This window comes from Paenibacillus sp. 3LSP (genome assembly GCF_032465655.1).
Taxonomy (GTDB): Bacteria; Bacillota; Bacilli; order Paenibacillales; family Paenibacillaceae; genus Fontibacillus; species Fontibacillus barengoltzii.
Genome location: NZ_JAWDJI010000076.1, coordinates 31,372 through 51,354, shown reverse-complemented (window position 1 = coordinate 51,354; position 19,983 = coordinate 31,372). Strand labels below are relative to the sequence as shown.

16 protein-coding genes are annotated in these 19,983 nt (G+C 53.6%); all 16 read left to right on the top strand.

Annotated elements, in window-relative coordinates; genetic code table 11:
* Positions 1–227 precede the first annotated feature (227 nt).
* The 16 genes from tig (at position 228) to RW092_RS05995 (ending at position 19,929) form a co-directional block, all read left to right on the top strand.
* Positions 228–1,649: a trigger factor gene (gene tig / locus RW092_RS06070; protein WP_316009776.1), complete on the top strand. Its 1,422-nt coding sequence runs from the start codon at positions 228–230 to the stop codon at positions 1,647–1,649.
* A gap of 254 nt (positions 1,650–1,903) precedes the next feature.
* Positions 1,904–2,494 carry an ATP-dependent Clp endopeptidase proteolytic subunit ClpP gene (clpP, locus tag RW092_RS06065; protein WP_009225147.1) on the top strand — a complete coding sequence of 197 codons (591 nt, stop codon included), beginning with the start codon at positions 1,904–1,906 and terminating at the stop codon, positions 2,492–2,494.
* Positions 2,495–2,506: 12 nt separating this feature from the next.
* Positions 2,507–3,763: an ATP-dependent protease ATP-binding subunit ClpX gene (gene clpX, locus RW092_RS06060; protein WP_316009775.1), complete on the top strand. Its 1,257-nt coding sequence runs from the start codon at positions 2,507–2,509 to the stop codon at positions 3,761–3,763.
* Positions 3,764–3,885: 122 nt separating this feature from the next.
* The gene (gene ispG, locus RW092_RS06055) at positions 3,886–5,007 is read left to right on the top strand and encodes a flavodoxin-dependent (E)-4-hydroxy-3-methylbut-2-enyl-diphosphate synthase (protein ID WP_009225149.1); all 1,122 of its coding nucleotides are present in this window, start codon (positions 3,886–3,888) and stop codon (positions 5,005–5,007) included.
* 188 nt (positions 5,008–5,195) lie between these two features.
* On the top strand, positions 5,196–6,914 hold the full coding sequence (gene lonB / locus RW092_RS06050; RefSeq protein WP_028539252.1) for an ATP-dependent protease LonB: 1,719 nt from the start codon (positions 5,196–5,198) through the stop codon (positions 6,912–6,914).
* Positions 6,915–7,062: 148 nt separating this feature from the next.
* Positions 7,063–9,399, top strand: a complete 2,337-nt coding sequence (gene lon / locus RW092_RS06045; RefSeq protein ID WP_316009774.1) for an endopeptidase La — start codon at positions 7,063–7,065, stop codon at positions 9,397–9,399.
* 53 nt (positions 9,400–9,452) lie between these two features.
* Positions 9,453–10,097 carry a ribosome biogenesis GTP-binding protein YihA/YsxC gene (gene yihA, locus RW092_RS06040; RefSeq protein WP_028539254.1) on the top strand — a complete coding sequence of 215 codons (645 nt, stop codon included), beginning with the start codon at positions 9,453–9,455 and terminating at the stop codon, positions 10,095–10,097.
* Between the two features lie 196 nt (positions 10,098–10,293).
* Positions 10,294–10,878 (top strand): hypothetical protein, encoded by a 585-nt coding sequence (locus tag RW092_RS06035; RefSeq protein WP_016311103.1) that lies wholly within the window; start codon positions 10,294–10,296, stop codon positions 10,876–10,878.
* A 318-nt stretch (positions 10,879–11,196) separates the two neighbouring features.
* The gene (speD, locus tag RW092_RS06030; RefSeq protein ID WP_016311104.1) at positions 11,197–11,595 is read left to right on the top strand and encodes an adenosylmethionine decarboxylase; all 399 of its coding nucleotides are present in this window, start codon (positions 11,197–11,199) and stop codon (positions 11,593–11,595) included.
* Between the two features lie 205 nt (positions 11,596–11,800).
* Complete coding sequence (gene hemA / locus RW092_RS06025) at positions 11,801–13,246, top strand: glutamyl-tRNA reductase (protein ID WP_016311105.1); 1,446 nt, start codon at positions 11,801–11,803, stop codon at positions 13,244–13,246.
* Positions 13,247–13,357: 111 nt separating this feature from the next.
* Positions 13,358–14,068, top strand: a complete 711-nt coding sequence (locus RW092_RS06020; protein WP_316009773.1) for a precorrin-2 dehydrogenase/sirohydrochlorin ferrochelatase family protein — start codon at positions 13,358–13,360, stop codon at positions 14,066–14,068.
* Positions 14,069–14,070: 2 nt separating this feature from the next.
* A complete protein-coding gene (gene hemC, locus RW092_RS06015; RefSeq protein ID WP_316009772.1) occupies positions 14,071–15,033 on the top strand; it encodes a hydroxymethylbilane synthase in 963 nt (320 codons plus the stop codon).
* 6 nt (positions 15,034–15,039) lie between these two features.
* Positions 15,040–16,587, top strand: a complete 1,548-nt coding sequence (cobA, locus tag RW092_RS06010; RefSeq protein WP_316009771.1) for a uroporphyrinogen-III C-methyltransferase — start codon at positions 15,040–15,042, stop codon at positions 16,585–16,587.
* A gap of 58 nt (positions 16,588–16,645) precedes the next feature.
* Positions 16,646–17,650: a porphobilinogen synthase gene (gene hemB / locus RW092_RS06005; protein ID WP_316009770.1), complete on the top strand. Its 1,005-nt coding sequence runs from the start codon at positions 16,646–16,648 to the stop codon at positions 17,648–17,650.
* A 45-nt stretch (positions 17,651–17,695) separates the two neighbouring features.
* Positions 17,696–19,000, top strand: coding sequence for a glutamate-1-semialdehyde 2,1-aminomutase (gene hemL / locus RW092_RS06000; protein WP_016311110.1), 1,305 nt, complete (start codon positions 17,696–17,698; stop codon positions 18,998–19,000).
* The gene (locus RW092_RS05995; RefSeq protein WP_028539260.1) at positions 18,997–19,929 is read left to right on the top strand and encodes an RluA family pseudouridine synthase; all 933 of its coding nucleotides are present in this window, start codon (positions 18,997–18,999) and stop codon (positions 19,927–19,929) included. Before hemL ends, RW092_RS05995 begins: the two co-directional genes overlap by 4 nt.
* Positions 19,930–19,983 lie beyond the last annotated feature (54 nt).

The following is a 19,983-nucleotide window of genomic DNA, read 5'->3' as shown; positions in this document are numbered from 1 at the left end:
TTTCGATGTGAGTGAACCGATGCCTCTTTAGTAACATTTTAACTGAGTGATCGCGGGCTCTTGTAAAAAGATGTATTGTTGTTTATAATATAATGGTTATTCTGATCGTGTTCATAGAGACAGCTATACTGGAACCCAAGAGCAAGACACCTTGAACATAGCTGCTTTAGTCGCGATTCGGTTTCAGTATTTAAAGTATATGTGAAATTTGGAGGGGAAGGCATAAAATGAAAGCAACTTGGGAAAAAATAGAGAAGAACCTCGGTGTCCTCGAGGTTGAGGTGGAGGCGGAACGCGTAGCCGCCGCACTGGATAAAGCTTTCCAAAAGGTTGTTAAGAAAGTAAGCGTACCTGGTTTCCGTAAAGGTAAAGTGCCTCGGCCGATCTTCGAAGCACGTTTTGGCGTGGAAAGCTTGTATCAAGATGCTATCGACATCTTGTTGCCTGAAGTGTACACGGAAGCGGTTGATCAAACGGACATTTTTCCGGTAGATCGTCCTGAAGTGGACATCGAGCAATTTGCAAAAGGACAACCTTTCAAGTTCAAAGCAAAAATCACGGTTAAACCTGAAGTGAAGCTTGGCGACTACAAAGGCGTAGAAGTTCCTGCTGTTAACGTTGAAGTCAGCGAAGAAGAGCTGAACAACGAGTTGGAGCGTCTGCAACAACGCCATGCTGAGCTCGTTGTCATCGACGAAGAGCCAGCGAAGAACGGCGACACCGTTGTGATCGACTTTGACGGTTCCGTAGATGGCGTGCCTTTCGAAGGCGGCAAAGCGGAACGCTATTCCTTGGAGCTTGGAAGCAACACCTTTATCCCAGGTTTCGAGGATCAAGTTGTAGGCATGGCTACCGGCGACTTCAAGGACGTTACGGTAACTTTCCCGGACACGTACCATGCAGAAGAACTGGCTGGCAAAGAAGCCGTGTTCAAAGTCAAAGTTCACGAAATCAAACGCAAGCAACTGCCTGAACTGGACGACGAGTTCGCGAAAGACGTTAGCGAATTTGATACGTTGGACGAGTTCAAAGAAGATCTGAAGAAACAGCTGGCAGCTCGCAAAGAGCAAGAAGCTAAAGCAGCCCGCGAAGGGGCTATCGTTGATAAAGTCGGCGAGAATGCGGAAGTTGAAATTCCGGAAGCGATGATCAAAGGCGAAGTTGAGAACATGGTTCGCGACTTCGACAACCGTCTGCGCGCACAAGGTATGAACTTGGATATGTTCCTGGGCTTCTCCGGTCAATCGGTGGACGACCTCAGAGCACAAATGCAAGGGGACGCTGAGAAACGCGTTCGCAACAACCTGGTGCTGGAAGCTATCGCAAAAGCCGAGAAGATTGAAGTTACTCAAGACGAAATCAACAAAGAGCTGAACGATATGGCGGAAGCTTACAAGCGTACGCCGGAAGAAATTCGCAACATCTTGGCAGCGAGCGGTTCTTTGGGCAGCTTGAATGAGGAAATCCTGATCCGCAAGACAGTTCAGTTCTTGGTGGATAACAGCAAGGAAGTTCCGGCTGAACAAGCGGAAGCAAAAACCAAAGAAACGAAGCCAGCTGCAAAGAAAACGACGAAGAAGTCGACCAAAGCTGAAGCGAAAGCAGACGCTGACAAAACTGAAGCCGAAGAAGCCCAAGGCGAGGAATAATTCACTCCAGCCAGGTCCCGCTTCTTTGTATACATCATGATAAAAGTTAGGGCACGTATGATTAAATGCGTGCCTTAATTTTTCATCTTCAGATGATACATTTATTTCCATCGCGCACGGGACAAGCCTAAGGTTATATAATGTGTAAAAACGAACATAAACTGTACTGGGCGAAAAATGACACGGGGCTTCGAACATGATAGAATGTTTTACGTAAGCGCAAGGGAAATTGAAAAGGAAAAGAGGTTGGTCGCATGAGTCTGGTACCTATGGTCGTAGAACAAACGAATCGAGGAGAACGGTCGTACGACATCTATTCGAGACTCCTTAAAGATCGCATTATTTTTCTCAGCAACGCAATTGATGATGAAGTTGCCAATCTCGTGATTGCCCAACTGTTGTTCTTGGCAGCTGAAGATCCTGAGAAAGATATTCACCTGTACATCAATTCTCCGGGGGGTTCTGTTACCGCGGGGATGGGTATATATGATACGATGCAATATATCAAGCCCGATGTGTCCACCATCTGCGTAGGGATGGCGGCCAGCATGGGATCATTGCTGCTGACGGCAGGGGCCCCTGGCAAACGTTATGCGCTTCCGAACAGCGAAGTGATGATTCACCAACCGCTTGGCGGCGTTCGCGGTCAGGCTACGGATATCAAAATTCATGCCGACTGGATCATTAAGACGAGACAGAAGCTGAATCAGATTTATGTAGAGCGGACGGGTCAACCCCTTGAAAAAATCGAGCGCGATACAGACCGCGACTTCTTCATGAGCGCGGAAGAGGCTAAGGCCTATGGGATTATCGATCAGGTGATCTCCAAGCCCACTAATCTATAAAGGGGTGTTTACATGTTTAAGTTTAACGATGAAAAAGGCCAACTAAAATGCTCGTTCTGCGGCAAATCGCAAGAGCAAGTACGCAAGCTTGTTGCCGGACCCGGCGTTTATATATGCGACGAATGCATTGAGCTGTGCACGGAAATCGTGGAGGAGGAACTTGGCCACGAGGAAGAGCTGGATCTGAAGGAAATTCCGAAGCCAAAGGAAATTCGCGATATTTTGGACCAGTACGTCATCGGTCAGGAGCAAGCGAAGAAATCGCTGTCCGTTGCAGTGTATAACCACTACAAGCGGATCAATACGCAGAACAAGATCGAGGATGTTGAACTGCAGAAGAGTAACATCCTGCTGTTAGGCCCTACCGGTTCGGGGAAAACACTCCTTGCCCAAACGATGGCCAAAATCTTGAACGTTCCATTCGCGATCGCCGATGCTACTTCCTTGACGGAAGCCGGCTATGTCGGTGAAGACGTAGAGAATATTCTGCTGAAACTGATTCAAGCTGCCGATTATGACGTGGAAAAAGCGGAGCGCGGCATCATTTACATCGACGAGATCGATAAAGTGGCGCGCAAATCGGAGAACCCTTCGATTACCCGCGACGTCTCCGGCGAAGGCGTGCAGCAAGCGCTGCTGAAAATTTTGGAAGGTACGGTCGCTTCCGTTCCTCCGCAAGGCGGACGTAAACATCCGCATCAAGAATTTATCCAAATCGATACGACGAACATTTTGTTCATCTGCGGCGGGGCGTTTGACGGCCTGGAGCAAATGATCAAGCGTCGGATCGGCAAGAAGGTAATCGGCTTTAACGCGGCGAACGACGGGCAAAAAGAGCTCAAACCGGGCGAATACCTGTCGATGGTATTGCCGGAGGACCTGCTGAAATTCGGATTGATTCCGGAATTCGTAGGCCGTCTGCCGGTCATCTCGACCCTCGAGCCGCTGGATGAGAAGACGCTGGTGCGCATTTTGTCTGAGCCGAAGAACGCTTTGGTGAAGCAATACCAGAAGCTGCTGGAGCTGGACAACGTGAACCTGCAGTTTGAACCGAAGGCGCTGGAAGCGATCGCTCGGGAAGCGATCAAGCGGAATACCGGAGCCCGCGGACTTCGCGCCATCATTGAGGGCATTATGCTTGACGTGATGTACGAAGTGCCGTCCCGTGACGATATTACGGATTGCGTGATCACCGAGAAGGTCGTTTTGGAGAAGACGGTGCCGGAATTGGCTGCCAAGCCGAACAAGAAACAAGAAGAAAGCGCGTAAGCGGACAACCGCCGGGTGCGCTAAAATAAAGGTCAAGGTTCTCCACCTTTGCGGTTGTCGTGCCCTCTATTTGGGACGCGCCTGCGGGGGTGGAGCTTTGATCGTTATGGGAGAGACCAGACATGACATTCTTGAGACAAGATACGCGGCCGGTTAAAGTCGGAAATCTGACGATCGGCGGCAGCAACGAAGTCATCATCCAAAGCATGTGTACGACTAAAACGGCAGATGTCGAGGCAACGGTGGCCGAGATCCTCCGGTTGGAGGAAGCGGGTTGCCAGCTGGTACGCGTGACGGTGAATAACGAGGAAGCGGCTGCGGCGATCAAGGAGATCAAGAAACGGATTCATATCCCGCTGGTCGCTGACATTCACTTTAACTACAAGCTGGCTTTGCTGGCGATCGAGAACGGCATCGATAAAGTCCGGATTAATCCGGGAAATATCGGTCGCCGGGAAAAGGTTGAAGCCGTAGTCAAAGCGTGCAAGGAACGCGGTATACCGATTCGGATTGGCGTGAACGCCGGTTCGCTGGAGAACCACCTATTGGAGAAATACGGCTACCCAACGCCTGAAGCAATGGTCGAAAGCGCCTTGTACCATATTGGAATCTTGGAAGATCTGGACTTCCATGACATTATCGTGTCGTTGAAGGCTTCAGACGTGCCAATGGCTATTGCAGCATACACCAAAGCGGCCGAGGTCATTCCTTACCCATTACATTTGGGCATTACGGAAGCCGGAACCTTGTTCTCCGGTACGGTCAAGAGCGCAGCCGGGATCGGCGCCCTCTTGTCGATGGGCATCGGTTCAACGGTACGGATTTCGCTGAGTGCGGATCCGGTCGAGGAAGTGAAGGTGGCGCGCGAACTGCTGAAGACGTTTGGATTGATCACGAATGCAGCGACGCTTGTCTCCTGTCCGACCTGCGGTCGGCTGGATATTGACCTGTTCTCCATCGCCAACGAGGTAGAGGCGTATATCGCCAACCTGAAGGTGCCGATTAAGGTATCCGTGCTTGGTTGTGCCGTCAACGGCCCGGGTGAAGCACGCGAAGCTGATATCGGGATCGCCGGGGCTCGCGGGGAAGGGTTACTGTTCCGTTATGGGGAAATGATCCGGAAAGTTCCGGAAGCCGAGCTGTTAAGCGAATTAAAGAAAGAAATTGACCATATCGTGGAGGTGTACGAAGCGACCGGAGAAATCCCGGGACGCAAGGAGCACCGGGCCCGTGTGAAGTCTTGATTGATAGATCCATACCGCAGTCTGCTTGGATGCAGGCTGCGGTTTTTTTGTTGACGAAGTAAGCGGCCCTAAGCCCCCTTTGCGCCTTTCACCCTCTGACCATATCCAATTGTAAAATCCTTGTTTTACCTTGGGGCGAAAAGGCTATACTACCAAGTATCAGTATAAGAGTGGGAGGCGTAACGCGTATGGATCTAAATGTTATCCTGATGGCGGTCCAAATGTTTTTTGCCGTCGTGATTGGGCTTTATTTCTGGAATCAACTGCGCAGTCAAAAAGGCAACCGGCTGGCGGTAGACCGGGAATCGCGCAAAGAAATGGAGAAATTGCGCAAGCTTAGGGCCGTCTCGCTCACCAAGCCGCTTGCGGAGCGTACCCGTCCGGCTTCGATGAACGACATCGTTGGGCAAAAAGACGGTTTGCGTGCGCTGAAAGCGGCGCTTTGCAGCGCCAACCCGCAGCATGTAATCATTTACGGTCCGCCGGGTGTAGGGAAGACGGCGGCAGCACGCGTTGTGATGGAAGAAGCGAAGAAAAATCCGGTATCTCCCTTTAAATCCGATGCCAAATTTGTTGAAATTGATGCAACGATCGCCCGCTTCGATGAGCGCGGCATCGCTGACCCGCTGATTGGTTCTGTGCATGATCCGATTTACCAAGGGGCGGGTGCGATGGGGGTTGCCGGCATTCCGCAGCCGAAGCCCGGTGCCGTAACGAAGGCGCATGGCGGGATCTTGTTTATTGATGAGATCGGTGAATTGCATTCGATCCAAATGAATAAACTGTTGAAGGTCTTAGAGGATCGCAAGGTGTTTTTGGAGAGCGCGTATTATAACTCTGAAGATTCCAATACACCGGCGTATATCCACGATATTTTCCAAAATGGCTTGCCTGCGGATTTCCGCTTGGTGGGTGCAACAACTCGCTCGCCGCAGGAGATCCCGGCAGCTTTACGCTCGCGGTGCATGGAGATTTATTTCCGGCCCCTGTTACCGGAGGAAATTGCCCAGATTGCAGAGGATGCGGTGAAGCGGATTGGCTTCCAACCATGTCCTGAAGCCGTTGAAGTGATCAAGAAATATGCGACGAACGGCCGGGAAGCCGTCAATATGGTGCAACTGGCTGCCGGTCTGGCCCTCACCGAGAAGCGCGATCATCTGCTGGCCTCGGACTTGGAATGGGTGGCGACGAGCAGTCAGCTGGCGCCGCGTCCGGATCGCAAAGTACCGGATCACCCTGCAGTTGGCGTCGTCAACGGCCTGGCCGTATACGGGGCAAACATGGGCACGCTGCTGGAGATTGAAGCGACGGCGGTCCCAGCCGAGAAAGGCAAAGGCACCTACAACATCACCGGTGTCGTAGACGAAGAGGAAATTGGCGGAGGCAGCCGAACACTGCGCCGCAAGAGCATGGCCAAAGGTTCGGTGGAAAACGTCCTGACCGTCTTGCAGCGGATCGGTCTGAATCCGTCGAACTATCACCTTCATATCAATTTCCCGGGAGGCACCCCCATCGATGGTCCTTCCGCCGGGTTAGCTATCGCGACGGCAATCGCCTCAGCAATTAAGCAGGTGCCGGTGAACAATCAGATCGCCATGACCGGCGAACTGGGGATTCACGGCAAGGTGAAGCCGGTTGGCGGCGTCGTGGCGAAGGTGGAGGCGGCATTCCAAGCCGGTGCGACGACGGTGCTGATTCCGAAGGACAACTGGCAATCGTTGTTTGAAGGCTTGGAAGGCCTGCGGGTGATCCCGGTCGAGACGTTAGGTGAAGTGTTCCGCCACGTCTTTGGACCCGAGGCCGAGAAGAATCTGGAGCTGCCGATCGGCGGCGACCTGTTTGCTCCGGCAACAGCTCCCGCGCCTTTTCTGCACGCAGAGTCACCTTCACAAGGCGGGGCGATGTAAGCCGGGCCGGCAGAGTTTACTAAGCGTCATGCTCGTACACATTCCGGGGAGCGGCTGCTTGAGGCGGTCGCTCCTCGTTGGTGTTTTTATGTAACATTTGCTAAAATATCAATGAAATCAACAGAGAACGTTTGGAGGTGCATACGCGATGGGACCCCATAAATCCAAAGGCCGGCGATTTCCGCTGCTGCCGCTGCGCGGTCTGCTCGTCTATCCAAGCATGGTGCTGCACTTGGACGTGGGACGAGAGAAGTCGGTGAAAGCGCTGGAAAAAGCTATGGTCGAAGATAATCTGATTCTCCTCTGTTCTCAATCGGAAGTGAACATAGAAGAACCAACCCAAGAAGATATCTTTCGCATCGGCACCGTCGCAAAGGTGCGCCAGATGTTGAAACTGCCTAACGGCACGATTCGCGTGCTGGTGGAAGGCATGGAACGCGCTGAAATTATCGAATATTTGGATAATGACGAATATTATGAGGTTATCGCCGAAGAGCGTCCAGAGGAAGAAACGGTGGATCCGGAAGTGGACGCACTAATGCGTACGGTACTAACCCAATTCGAACATTATATCAATTTATCTAAGAAGGTCACGCCGGAGACGCTGGCAGCTGTATCAGACATTGAAGAAGCCGGGCGTTTGGCGGACGTCATCACCAGCCATTTGTCCTTGAAGATCAAGGATAAACAAGAAATTTTGGAAACCATCGATGTCCGCAAACGATTGGAGAAGCTGCTCGACATCTTAAATAATGAGCGCGAAGTGCTGGAACTGGAGCGCAAAATCAACCAACGCGTCAAGAAGCAGATGGAGAAGACGCAGAAGGAATATTATTTGCGCGAGCAGATGAAGGCGATCCAGAAGGAACTTGGCGAGAAGGAAGGCCGGGCCGGTGAAGCGGAAGAGCTGCGAGCGCAGCTCGAAGAGAAAGGGCTGCCGGAGAACGTCCGGGAGAAGGTCGAGAAGGAAATCGACCGCCTGGAGAAAATGCCAGCCAGCTCGGCAGAAGGCGGCGTTATCCGCAACTATGTGGACTGGCTGCTTAGTCTGCCGTGGAACAACAAGACGGAAGACGACCTCGACCTAGCCAAAGCGGAGCAAGTGTTGAATGAGGACCATTACGGCCTCGATAAGCCAAAGGAACGGGTGCTGGAATACTTGGCTGTGCAGAAGCTGGTCAAGAAGCTGAAAGGCCCCATCCTGTGCCTGGTCGGACCGCCAGGGGTCGGGAAAACGTCGCTGGCTCGCTCCATCGCCCGTTCATTGGGACGCCAATTCGTCCGTATTTCGCTGGGCGGCGTGCGGGATGAAGCAGAGATTCGGGGACACCGCCGCACCTATGTCGGCGCGATGCCAGGACGAATTATTCAAGGCATGAAAACGGCAGGCACGCTGAACCCGGTGTTCTTGCTGGATGAGATCGATAAGATGGCTTCGGACTTCCGCGGTGATCCTTCTGCGGCGTTGCTTGAGGTGTTGGATCCGGAACAAAACAATACATTCTCCGATCATTTTATTGAAGTTCCGTTTGATCTGTCCAACGTGATGTTCGTTACGACTGCGAATGCGGTACATAATATTCCGCGGCCGCTGCTTGACCGGATGGAGACATTGTTTATTCCTGGGTACACAGAGCTGGAGAAGCTGCAGATCGCCAACCGTTACTTGCTGCCTAAGCAAAAACGCGAGCACGGGCTCGAGCCTGAACAGCTAGAGGTCGGCGAAGACGTGCTGCTGCAAGTGGTCCGCGAATATACCCGTGAATCCGGCGTGCGGAATCTGGAACAGCAAGTGGCTGCATTATGCCGCAAAGCGGCGAAGCAGATCGTGTCCGAGAACAAGGAGAAAATTATCATTACAGCGGACAATCTCAAGGACTTCCTTGGCCCGGCGAAATTCCGCTATGGGGTGGCTGAACTGGAAGATCAGATTGGTACCGTCACGGGACTTGCCTGGACCGAGGTCGGCGGGGAGACGCTCGTCATCGAGGTGACCGTCGTACCGGGATCTGGGAAGCTGACGCTGACCGGTAAGCTGGGCGACGTGATGAAGGAATCGGCGCAAGCTGCCTTCAGCTATACTCGCTCCAAGGCGGCGGAGCTGGGGATTCCGCTGGATTTTCACGAGAAGAACGATATTCATATCCATATTCCCGAAGGAGCGATTCCGAAGGATGGTCCGTCGGCGGGCATTACGATTGCAACCGCGCTGATCTCAGCGTTGACGAACACCCACGTCTCCAAGGACGTCGCTATGACTGGCGAAATTACGCTGCGCGGTCGTGTACTGCCAATTGGCGGCTTGAAGGAGAAGTCACTTGCCGCGCATCGGGCGGGCTACCGTAAAGTCCTCATGCCGAAGGACAATGAGCGCGATCTGCGCGATATTCCGGACAGCGTGAAGGAGGACCTGGAGTTCGTACCGGTGTCACATATGGACCAAGTGCTCGAGCATGCGCTCGTCGAGCGTCCAGGGATGCACTAGCATGTTAAAGCGTGGCGCAGAGGTGCGTCAACGCTCAAGAGAGGAATTGAACGATGAAGGTAACCAAGGCTGAATTTATTATCAGCGCCGTTGGCCCCAATCAATATCCTGAGGACGCCTTGCCGGAGATCGCTCTGGCAGGGCGTTCCAATGTGGGCAAATCGTCGCTGATCAATCGGATGATTAACCGCAAAAACTTAGCGCGTACCAGCTCAACTCCCGGAAAAACGCAACATCTGAATTATTACCGGGTGAATGATCAGCTCTATTTTGTTGACGTACCAGGCTATGGGTATGCCAAAGTATCCAAGTCGCAGCGCGAGGTCTGGGGCAAAATGATTGAGAAATACCTGCAGGAGCGGGAGACGCTGAAGCTGGTGCTGCAGATCATCGATTTGCGCCATCCGCCGACCAAGGACGACGAGCTGATGTATGACTGGCTGAAGGCGTACGAGCTTCCGGTCTGCGTCGTGGCCACCAAAGCCGACAAGGTACCGAAATCGCGTTGGCAGAAACACCTGAAAATCATCAAGGAAGCGCTGGTGCTGCGGGCCGGGGATCCGTTGATCCTGTTCTCTTCGGAAGAGGGGATTGGCAAAGATGAGCTGTGGGCACAAATCGAGCGGTATGCGGGGCTGACGGAAGGAACCGAGGCTGCAAGCCTGGACACCTCCGATACAGAAAATGGGAAAAGCTAAGAATTCGGTGAATACGAAAGGGATTTGGAGCAGTTTCGGCAGGAAAGTGAGCATGCAGCGAAATTGTTCGGGTTAAAAACGGCTTAATGCCGTTTTTTCTGGAAAATGGCAAGAATTCACGTTTTGGCCGCTGAGCGTACGGTTGGAATCGTAGTGTATAATTATAATAAAGCGATGAAGAATTGAGGAGATTTGTATGGCTCAGCGGTTAGCCACAGAGTATGTCAATGCAAGTATGCGTTTAACGGAAGTCCAAATGTCGCAGTTTATTCACAAAGTCTACGATCCCCATGTGCGTCAGCGAGTCAAAGTGCTGGACAACGGCGGGCAAGAGGTCGTATTGGAGGATGATGGCGGCGAGGAAGTGCATCTTCCATTTGAACGTGTTGACGGGTTCTATGTCTGTGAAATGTCTTTCCGCTTGGAAAAACCCCATTTAACCAACGTGATGAGACTGTTGTTCGCCGCCTTTAAAGGCTCCGGCATGGTCACCCGAATTTATAACGGATTCATGATGATGTATTATTATCAGGAAGGCCGGGTTCGCAAAATCGTCGAATATTCCCGGGACTCCTACAAGCTTGTGTTTGAATACAAGGATGCAGCGGCGGAACTGCAGCAGATATATCGGAATAACGATATTGAGCTGGAGATCGCCCGGATCCGCAAGGACATCAATGCGCTGCTTGACCAGCGGTTTATCGCCGATGAAGCGGATGTGGAACGCATCGATAATGAGCTGCGTCAATGCTCACGCAGACTGTTTGTGCTGGAGGCTTAAATCAAGATCATTAAGGCCCGACCACTGGTGTCACCAGAGTGAGGGCGACAACATAATGTACTAATGATAACTACCCTGTTACAGGGTAGTTTTTTTATGCCTGAACCGCGAACGGATGCAGGTTTTCGCTGAAAAAATAGGTTGCATTTGTCCGCAAGAGATGTTATTTTTAATCTCGTTGAAAAGAATATAGGAACCAGGATTCACTCAGGACATGGAGATGTTGCGAGAGATGTTTCCCTCGAGAAGTGAATGACGTAGGTCCTAGCGGATGAAATTTTTTCAAACATTTTATTCCTAGGAAGGGGGAGCCGAAAGATGGAATATTCAACTTTCGGAAGACACGTTGCGGTTGATGCTTGGGGAATCGACTATGAGGTGCTGAACAACGCCGGGTTGTTGGAAGCTCACTTGGTTGAAGCGGCGGAAGCTTGCGGAGCCACCATTTTGTCGATTCAGTCCAGACAGTTCGAACCGCAAGGAGCCACTGTGCTTGTAATGTTGTCGGAAAGCCACCTCTCGATTCACACGTATCCTGAGAGAGGGTTTGCTGCGATTGATTGTTACACCTGCGGGGAATTTGTAGATCCGCAGCTGGCAATCGATTACCTGGTGTCCGTCTTGAATCCGGAGAAAACGTACGCGAAGAAGCTGATTCGGGGCGTAGGCGAGCTGGAAGTAGCTGAAGCGGATTCGAATCGCGCTGAATTTGTTTAAGCTAGGTTAGATATTCTAAAAATTGGGGAAAATAACTTAACCATGGGTCATCCATGGTTATTTGTTTTGAATGAATGAAATTCATAAATAATTCATAAAAAACTCATAGAAATCCCAGGGGAGCCGAAGGCTACTGTGATATAATTAACATAGTTTGTTTGTGATACATGCTATAGATACTTCTTTCAAGGCAGGTGAACTTGCAATGCACATCGTCGTAGTTGGGTTAAACTATCGCACGGCGCCTGTGGAAGTCAGGGAACGCTTTTCTTTATCAGATACGGACATGCCGCAAGCGCTGCAGGAGCTCTTACGTACCAAGAGTGTATTGGAAGGCGTAATTATTGCCACCTGCAATCGTACGGAAATCTATGCCGTAGTTGATCAACTGCACATGTGCGGGTCCTTCGTTCGCAGTTTTATGGAACGCTGGTTTGGGGTTCCTCGCGAAGAATTTACCCGCCATTTATATATATATGAAGATGAACAAGCGATTCGCCATCTGTTCCGCGTTGCGTGTGGTTTGGATTCGATGGTGTTAGGGGAAACCCAAATTCTCGGCCAGGTCAAAAATGCGTTCTTGCTCTCGCAAAGGGAGAAATGCACCGGAACATGGTTTAATATGTTGTTTAAACAAGCGGTCACACTGGGCAAACGTGCCCATTCCGAAACCGCCATCGGGGAAAGTGCTGTTTCGATCAGCTATGCTGCCGTGGAGCTGGGCAAGCGGATATTTGGCAGCTTTGAAGGCAAACGCGTGCTGATCCTTGGCGCCGGCAAGATGAGTGAATTGACGGCCAAGCACTTGAGCGGTGCGGGTGCGGAAGAAGTGCTGGTGGCCAACCGGACCTTCGCCCGGGCTCAGGAGCTTGCTGCGAAGTTTCATGGCGTGCCGTGCACCATGCAGGAAGCGATGGAGCGGTTGGAAGAGGTGGACATTCTGATCAGCTCGACCGGTGCGGAAGGGTATGTGATCACTTCGGCGCAGGTTGCCCGCAGTATGAAGCGGCGAATGGACCGCCCGTTGTTTATGATCGATATCGCTGTGCCGCGGGATATCGAACCGGCAATCGGTGAGTTGGATCAGGTATTCCTATATGACATCGACGATCTCGAAGGTATCGTAGAGAGCAACATGGAGATGCGCCGCGCAGAAGCGGTCAAGATTGAATCGATGATCGAGGACGAAATCGCCGCCTTCGGAACATGGCTGCAGACGCTGGGTGTGAAGCCGGTCATTCGCGCGTTGCAGGAGAAGGCTTCTGACATTCACCAGAATACGTTGGACAGTCTCTTTAACAAGCTGCCGGAACTGGATGAACGGCAACGTAAGGTGATTCGTCGTCTCACCAAGAGCATTTTGAACCAAATGCTGCATGATCCGATTAATCGGATCAAGGAGCTGGCTGGCGAAAGTCAAGGCACGAACGCGCTGGAGCTGTTTACGCAGATTTTTGCGCTGGAGGATCGTTTGGAAGAACAAGACAACGCCCCTTCCGGATCCGGCGAGGAGATCTCTGCCTCACGGGAAGCCCAAGAACGATTAGCGTCCCGGGCGTCTGAAGGGTTGGCAGGACTTGAAGACGAGCCCCCAAAACAGGCCCCCTTTGAGCCGGAACCTTCATTGCCGCTAGCGAAGGTGTCTGTATAACTGGATAAGTGAAACCGCGAGAACGCCCTGAGCCCTCTGCCGGATGCACCCGAATCATGGCTGATTCGACGCTGAAGCGGAGGGGGAAGGGCTTTTTTTGAAGGGACGAACATGGAAAATTGCGGCAGGGTAAGGTATGCTAATAATCAGTTGAAGCAGGAGGGATGCGTCATACCTCATTATGTGCCTGTCCTATTAAATTTGGCCGGTCGTCGTTGTGTCGTGATTGGCGGCGGACCAGTTGCCGAACGGAAGGCGACGATGCTGGCAGAGGCTGGAGCGGTAACCGTGGTGATTAGTCCCACCGTAACTGAAGGCCTGCGGCGGCTCCATCACGAGATGGTGCAGGTAGAGTGGATCCAACGGGAGTATCGACAAGGGGATTTAGCCGGAGCGTTTCTTGCTTTTGCTGCGACCGATCGCCCGGAGGTAAACGCCGCTGTAGTCGCCGAAGCTGACGCAGAGGGCATCCCGATGAATGACGCGAGCGAAGGGTCGCGAGGCAGTATGATTACACCTGGCGTTTTGCGCCGCGGGAATCTGGTTGTAGCCGTCTCCACCTCGGGAGCGGGACCCACGGCCGCACGGGAGCTGATCCGCGAGATTGACGAACAATTTGGCGAGGATTACGAGCGTTACATTGACTTTTTAAGCTCGGCGCGGGCTTTTATTAAGGCGCGAATCGACGATCCCGTAAGACGGAAACGTCTGTTTCGGAAGTTGGCCGAGACCGATATATTGACCTTGATCCGGGAAGGAAGCTTTGAGCCGTGGAGCGAAGCAACGATGATCGCCTGGATTGAGGAACAGACGGAGGAATAAGCATGACGAAGCGAACGATAGTGGTGGGTACGAGACAAAGCCAGCTGGCGCTGACCCAGACGGGACAGGTTATCGACGATTTAAAAGCGATCTGCAAGGAGCACAACCTGCCTTTTGATTTTGAAATCCGCAAGATCGTAACCAAGGGTGACCGGATATTGGACGTGACGTTGTCCAAAGTAGGCGGCAAAGGACTGTTCGTGAAGGAAATCGAGCAGGCGATGCTGAATGGAGAGATCGATTTGGCGGTCCATAGTATGAAAGACATGCCTTCCGTGTTGCCGGACGGATTGATGAACGGTGCGGTGCCGCGTCGCGTTGATCCGAGAGATGCGTTGATATCAAGAGATGGACGGAGTCTTGACGAATTGCCGCAGGGGGCGAAGGTAGGGACGAGCAGCTTACGCCGTGCCAGTCAGCTGCGCGCTTATCGCCCGGATCTCGTGTTGGAGCCCATTCGCGGCAATATCGATTCCCGGTTGCGCAAGCTGGAGGAGGAAGGTTTTGACGCGATCATTTTGGCTGCGGCGGGATTATTTCGCATGGGCTGGGAACATCGGATTACGGTATTTCTTCCTGCAGAGGTCTGCCTGCCAGCTGTAGGTCAAGGCGCGCTTGGCATCGAATGCCGCGAGGATGATGAAGAGGTGCGCCGTCTCTTGTCCTTATACAATGATCCGGACACGGCGGTGACGGTGGCTGCAGAGCGCCGATTCCTTGGCGTGCTAAATGGCGGCTGTCAGGTGCCGATTGGAGCGTATGCGACGTTGTTGCCAGAGGAAGGGACAAGCGGGGAGACTGGTCATCCGCGTTTGCGGTTGACGGGGATGGTTGGTTCAGCAGACGGAACGACGATTTTGAAAGAAAGTGCCGAGGGATCAGATCCGGTCGAGCTGGGAGAGCAGCTTGCCGGCCGCCTGATCTCGATGGGAGCGGCTGCATTATTACAAGAAACCGGGGAGTGAACGAATATGGCTGGTAAGGTGTATCTGGTTGGCGCAGGCCCTGGAGATGCGCGATTGATTACGCTGAAAGGGCTTGATTGTCTGGAGAAGGGCGACGTGATCGTCTACGATCGTCTGGCCAATCCCAGCCTGCTGCGAAGAACGAAGCCCGGAGCAGAGAAAATCTATGTCGGGAAACGAACCGACCGTCACACGATGAAGCAAGAGCATATCAATCAGCTGTTAGTTGATTTGGCGTTAGAGGGAAAGACCGTCGTTCGCTTAAAAGGCGGCGATCCGACGATCTTCGGCCGCGTTGGGGAGGAGGCGGAGCTGCTGCGGCAGCACGGGATTCCTTACGAAATTGTGCCGGGGATTACGGCGGCCATTTCGGTGCCGGCTTATGCCGGTATTCCTGTCACCCACCGGGATATGGCTTCCTCAGTGTCAATCATTACGGGGCGTGAAACCCCGGATAAGCTGGATCAGTCCATTGACTGGGAGAAGGTGACCAATGCGACTGGCACCCTGGTGTTTATGATGGGCGTAGCCAATATTGGTCATATCAGCAGACAGCTGATCCATTACGGACGCCCGCCCGAAACGCCAGTTGCGCTGATTCGCTGGGGAACGAGAGCCGAACAGGAGACGCTGGTCGGGACGTTGGCGGATATTGAGCAAAAGGTACGCGAAGCGGACTTCAAGCCGCCGGCCGTCACGGTCGTTGGCGAGGTCGTGGCTCAACGGGAGCAGCTGATGTGGGCGGAATCGTTGCCGTTGTTCGGCAAGCGAATTCTCGTCACTCGTTCGCGCTCGCAAGCCAGTGAGTTGGTGCGCGGCATCGAGGAGCTTGGCGGTGAGCCTTACGAGTTCCCTGTGATCGACATCGTGATGCCGGAAGGCCAGGAACTGGCTGGCACGGACGAAGCGCTCCATCAGCTCGAACAGTACGATTGGGTGTTCTTCACGAGCGTGAATGGCGTGGAGTATTTCTTCTCGCACCTGGAGAGACTGGGGGAAGATGTCCGAGGGTTGCATAAAGCAAGAATTGCTGCCGTAGGGCCGGCGACGCAGGCGGCGTTGCGCCAACGCGGAATTGCGGCGGAGGGCTTGCCGGGCAAGTTCCAGGCCGAGGGCCTGATGGAAGCGTACGGCAGCGAGTTGAAGTCCGGACAGCACGTGCTGTTGCCGCGCGGCGATCTGGCTCGCGCGTGGTTGCCTGCTGCCTTGCGCGAGAAAGGCTTGACCGTCACCGAGGCGGTGATGTACCGGACGGTGCCAGCCGGGGAGACGGATGACGAGCTGTTGAAGCTGCTCGAGAAAGGCCGGATCCACGCCGTCACCTTTACCAGCTCGTCCACGGTAACGAATCTGTTGGCTGCGCTGGGCGGCATGGGGGTGGCCGATCCGGTCGCTGCCCTGCAAGGCGTGGACATCGCCTGCATCGGGCCGGTTACGGCAAAGACGGCGGAGGATGCCGGCTTGCGGGTATCAATACTTGCGGAAGAAGCAACGATCGACAGCTTGATCCAAGCGCTCTGTGACTGGAAAATGCGGACGGCGTCGGCGAAGTGAGTTTTGTTGGTTAACACGGGGCTTCACCCTGTGCTGCATACTTAGGAGGGAATTAAATATGAATTTTCCAATCGTAAGACATCGCCGGCTGCGTCAGTCGGCTGCGATTCGCGGGATGGTACGTGAAACTGTCCTGACGGTGGACGACTTGATTCAACCGCTCTTTGTCACTTATGGTAAAGGCGTCAAAAATGAGATTTCTTCGATGCCTGGCGTGTTTCATTTTTCGTTGGATACGCTGGAAGAGGAAGTTAAAGAAATCGTTGATTTAGGTATTCCGGCAGTTCTGCTGTTCGGCATTCCGGAAACGAAGGACAGCGTGGGCACTTCGGCTTATGCGGAGGACGGGATCGTACAGGAAGCGACGCGGATCATCAAATCACGGTATCCGGACTTGCTGGTTGTAGCGGACACTTGCCTATGTGAATTTACAGATCATGGCCATTGCGGGATGGTACATACGTTTGAACGCGACGGGCATGTCTGCGGCGACGTGATGAACGACGAATCGCTGGAGCTGCTGGTGAAGACTGCTGTCTCCCAAGCGCGTGCTGGTGCGGACATTATCGCTCCGTCCAATATGATGGACGGTTTTGTACAAGCGATTCGTGCTGGGCTTGATGAAGCGGGTTATAGCCATGTGCCGATTATGTCGTATTCTGTTAAATACGCGTCTTCTTTCTACGGGCCGTTTCGTGAAGCGGCGGACTCCGCACCGCAGTTCGGTGACCGGAAGACTTATCAAATGGACCCGGCTAACGCCCGCGAGGCTTTGCGAGAAGCGGAATCTGACGTGCTGGAAGGCGCGGATATGCTGATGGTGAAGCCGGCTTTGGCTTTTATGGATATTTTGCGGATGCTGCGGGATCAATTTGATCTTCCGCTGGTCGCATACAACGTAAGCGGAGAGTATTCGATGGTGAAGGCAGCGGCTCAGCAAGGCTGGATTAACGAGCGGGCCATCGTTACTGAGATGCTGCTAGGCATGAAACGGGCGGGTGCGGATATCATTATCACGTATTTCGCCAAGGATATGGCACGTTGGCTGCGCGAGAAGCAGTAAACCTAGAACCGAGAACGGGGTTTAAACAGTTAAGGAGGGGTATCGATGAGCAAGGACATGATTGGCCGGCGGGGCGAAGAACGATCGCGCCTGGCTTTCGAAGAAGCGAAGCAGGTCTTGCCCGGCGGCGTCAACAGCCCGGTGCGGGCGTTTAAATCCGTTGGGTTGACGCCGATGTATATCGAACGCGGGGAAGGATCCCGAATTTACGATATCGACGGCAACAGCTTTATCGATTATGTGGGCTCCTGGGGGCCGTTGATTATGGGCCACGCTCATCCAGAGGTGGTGCGTGCGTTGCAGGAGACGGCTGCGAAAGGGACGAGCTTTGGAGCGCCAACGCTGCTGGAGACGCAAATGGCCAAGCTGGTTGCGGAACGGGTACCGTCGATTGACGTGGTGCGAATGGTAAACTCGGGAACGGAAGCAACGATGAGTGCGATTCGTCTGGCACGGGGATATACAGGCCGCAGCAAAATCATGAAATTCGAAGGCTCCTATCACGGCCATGCCGACAGTTTGTTGATTAAAGCAGGCTCTGGCGTAGCGACGCTGGGATTGCCGGACAGTCCAGGCGTGCCTGAAGGCGTTGCCTCCAACACGATTGCGGTGCCTTATAACGACTTGGCTTCGGTGGAGCTTGCATTTGAACGCTTTGGCGAAGAGATTGCCGGCGTCATCGTCGAGCCGGTAGCCGGGAACATGGGCGTTGTGCCGCCGTTGCCGGGATTCCTGGAAGGTCTGCGCCGGATTACCGAGCAGTACGGCAGCTTGCTCATTTTTGACGAGGTCATGACGGGCTTCCGCGTAGGTCTCAATTGTGCACAGGGGCGCTTTGGCGTGACGCCGGACTTAACTTGCCTTGGCAAGGTCATCGGCGGCGGTCTGCCGGTGGGAGCGTACGGCGGAAAACGCGAGATCATGGAGCAAATCGCACCAAGCGGGCCGATTTATCAGGCCGGGACGCTGAGCGGCAACCCGCTGGCGATGGTAGCAGGTTACACGACGCTGTCGCTGCTTACTCCGGAGGTGTACGACCGTCTGGAACGGTTGTCGGCGAAGCTGGAGGAAGGCTTTACGCGCAATGCCAAGGAAAAAGGGATTCCGTGTACGATTAACCGCGTGGGTTCGATGATTTGTCCGTTTTTTACCGAAGAGAAGGTCATCAATTACGAAACGGCAAAAACAAGCGACCTCGACCTGTTCCGCCGTTACTTCGCGGCGTTGCTTGAGCAAGGCATCAACGTAGCGCCTTCGCAGTTCGAAGGGATGTTCGTTTCGGGCGTGCATACCGATGAGGACATTGAGCTGACGATCGAAGCGCATCGCTTGGCGCTGCAAAAGCTGTGAGCGGTAAGCTAACCTGGACGCGGCGCGGCGACTGGCTCGAGCTGATGCCAGGCAAGCTGCCTGTACGTGAGGGGCAAGACCGCCTGGATGCGGCGATGGTATGGCTGGAGGAGGGGCTGCAGGCTCCTCCCAAGCTGCTGCGCCGGCTGCGGACGGAAGGCGGCATCAAGCTTGCCGGGGATCGGTTAAGGCTGTTGGCTTTTCCGGCCAGGGCCTCCCAATATGCTCCGGTTGAGGCAGAGGTTTCGCTTATATATGAGGATGATTTTTGCCTTGTCGTGCACAAGCCGGCAGGGCTTAAAGTCCATCCCGATGGCCATGAGGGGGACGCTTCCCGCAGGAATTCTGCTCCGCCGGACACCCTTGCCAACCGCGTGGCGGGATGGTACGCGGGTCTCGGTCAGCCGATTGCTGCGGCGCATATTCACCGATTAGACGAGTATACGTCAGGACCGGTGTTGTTCGCCAAGAACGAATACGCCCATTTGAAGCTGGATGAAGCGATGAGCCGCAAGGAGATCGGACGAACGTACATCGCGTTTGTACAAGGCGTGGTCAGTCCTGCGCTTAAAGTGATCGATCAGCCGATCGGTCGGGATCGCCACCATAACCAGCGGCGCCGGGTGTCCCCAACGGGCAAACCGGCGATCACCCATGTGGAATTGCTGGAGGTATACCCCAAACACGAGGTGAGCCTTGTTCGGTTGACCCTGGAGACCGGTCGCACGCATCAAATTCGCGTTCACTTGAGCGCGGCGGGCCATCCGCTCGTAGGGGATGCGCTGTATGGCGGCAGCACGAAGTGGATGCCTTATCAAGCGCTACATGGGGAGCGACTGGTGTTCCCGCACCCGCTCACCGGAGAAACGGTGGAGCTGGACGATCCTTGGCCGTCGGCCATGATCCAGCTGAGAGATCGCTTTCGTTGACTAGCCGGGCTGTCTGATGGCAGCCTGGCTTATTTTTTTACCTAATGTGAGAAG

What these genes read in the sequence shown, in the direction of transcription:
- tig (WP_316009776.1), top strand. Translation starts at nt 228, where the DNA reads ATGAAAGCAACTTGGGAAAAAATAGAGAAGAACCTCGGTGTCCTCGAG.
- clpP (WP_009225147.1), top strand. Translation starts at nt 1,904, where the DNA reads ATGAGTCTGGTACCTATGGTCGTAGAACAAACGAATCGAGGAGAACGG.
- clpX (WP_316009775.1), top strand. Translation starts at nt 2,507, where the DNA reads ATGTTTAAGTTTAACGATGAAAAAGGCCAACTAAAATGCTCGTTCTGC.
- ispG (WP_009225149.1), top strand. Translation starts at nt 3,886, where the DNA reads ATGACATTCTTGAGACAAGATACGCGGCCGGTTAAAGTCGGAAATCTG.
- lonB (WP_028539252.1), top strand. Translation starts at nt 5,196, where the DNA reads ATGGATCTAAATGTTATCCTGATGGCGGTCCAAATGTTTTTTGCCGTC.
- lon (WP_316009774.1), top strand. Translation starts at nt 7,063, where the DNA reads ATGGGACCCCATAAATCCAAAGGCCGGCGATTTCCGCTGCTGCCGCTG.
- yihA (WP_028539254.1), top strand. Translation starts at nt 9,453, where the DNA reads ATGAAGGTAACCAAGGCTGAATTTATTATCAGCGCCGTTGGCCCCAAT.
- RW092_RS06035 (WP_016311103.1), top strand. Translation starts at nt 10,294, where the DNA reads ATGGCTCAGCGGTTAGCCACAGAGTATGTCAATGCAAGTATGCGTTTA.
- speD (WP_016311104.1), top strand. Translation starts at nt 11,197, where the DNA reads ATGGAATATTCAACTTTCGGAAGACACGTTGCGGTTGATGCTTGGGGA.
- hemA (WP_016311105.1), top strand. Translation starts at nt 11,801, where the DNA reads ATGCACATCGTCGTAGTTGGGTTAAACTATCGCACGGCGCCTGTGGAA.
- RW092_RS06020 (WP_316009773.1), top strand. Translation starts at nt 13,358, where the DNA reads ATGGAAAATTGCGGCAGGGTAAGGTATGCTAATAATCAGTTGAAGCAG.
- hemC (WP_316009772.1), top strand. Translation starts at nt 14,071, where the DNA reads ATGACGAAGCGAACGATAGTGGTGGGTACGAGACAAAGCCAGCTGGCG.
- cobA (WP_316009771.1), top strand. Translation starts at nt 15,040, where the DNA reads ATGGCTGGTAAGGTGTATCTGGTTGGCGCAGGCCCTGGAGATGCGCGA.
- hemB (WP_316009770.1), top strand. Translation starts at nt 16,646, where the DNA reads ATGAATTTTCCAATCGTAAGACATCGCCGGCTGCGTCAGTCGGCTGCG.
- hemL (WP_016311110.1), top strand. Translation starts at nt 17,696, where the DNA reads ATGAGCAAGGACATGATTGGCCGGCGGGGCGAAGAACGATCGCGCCTG.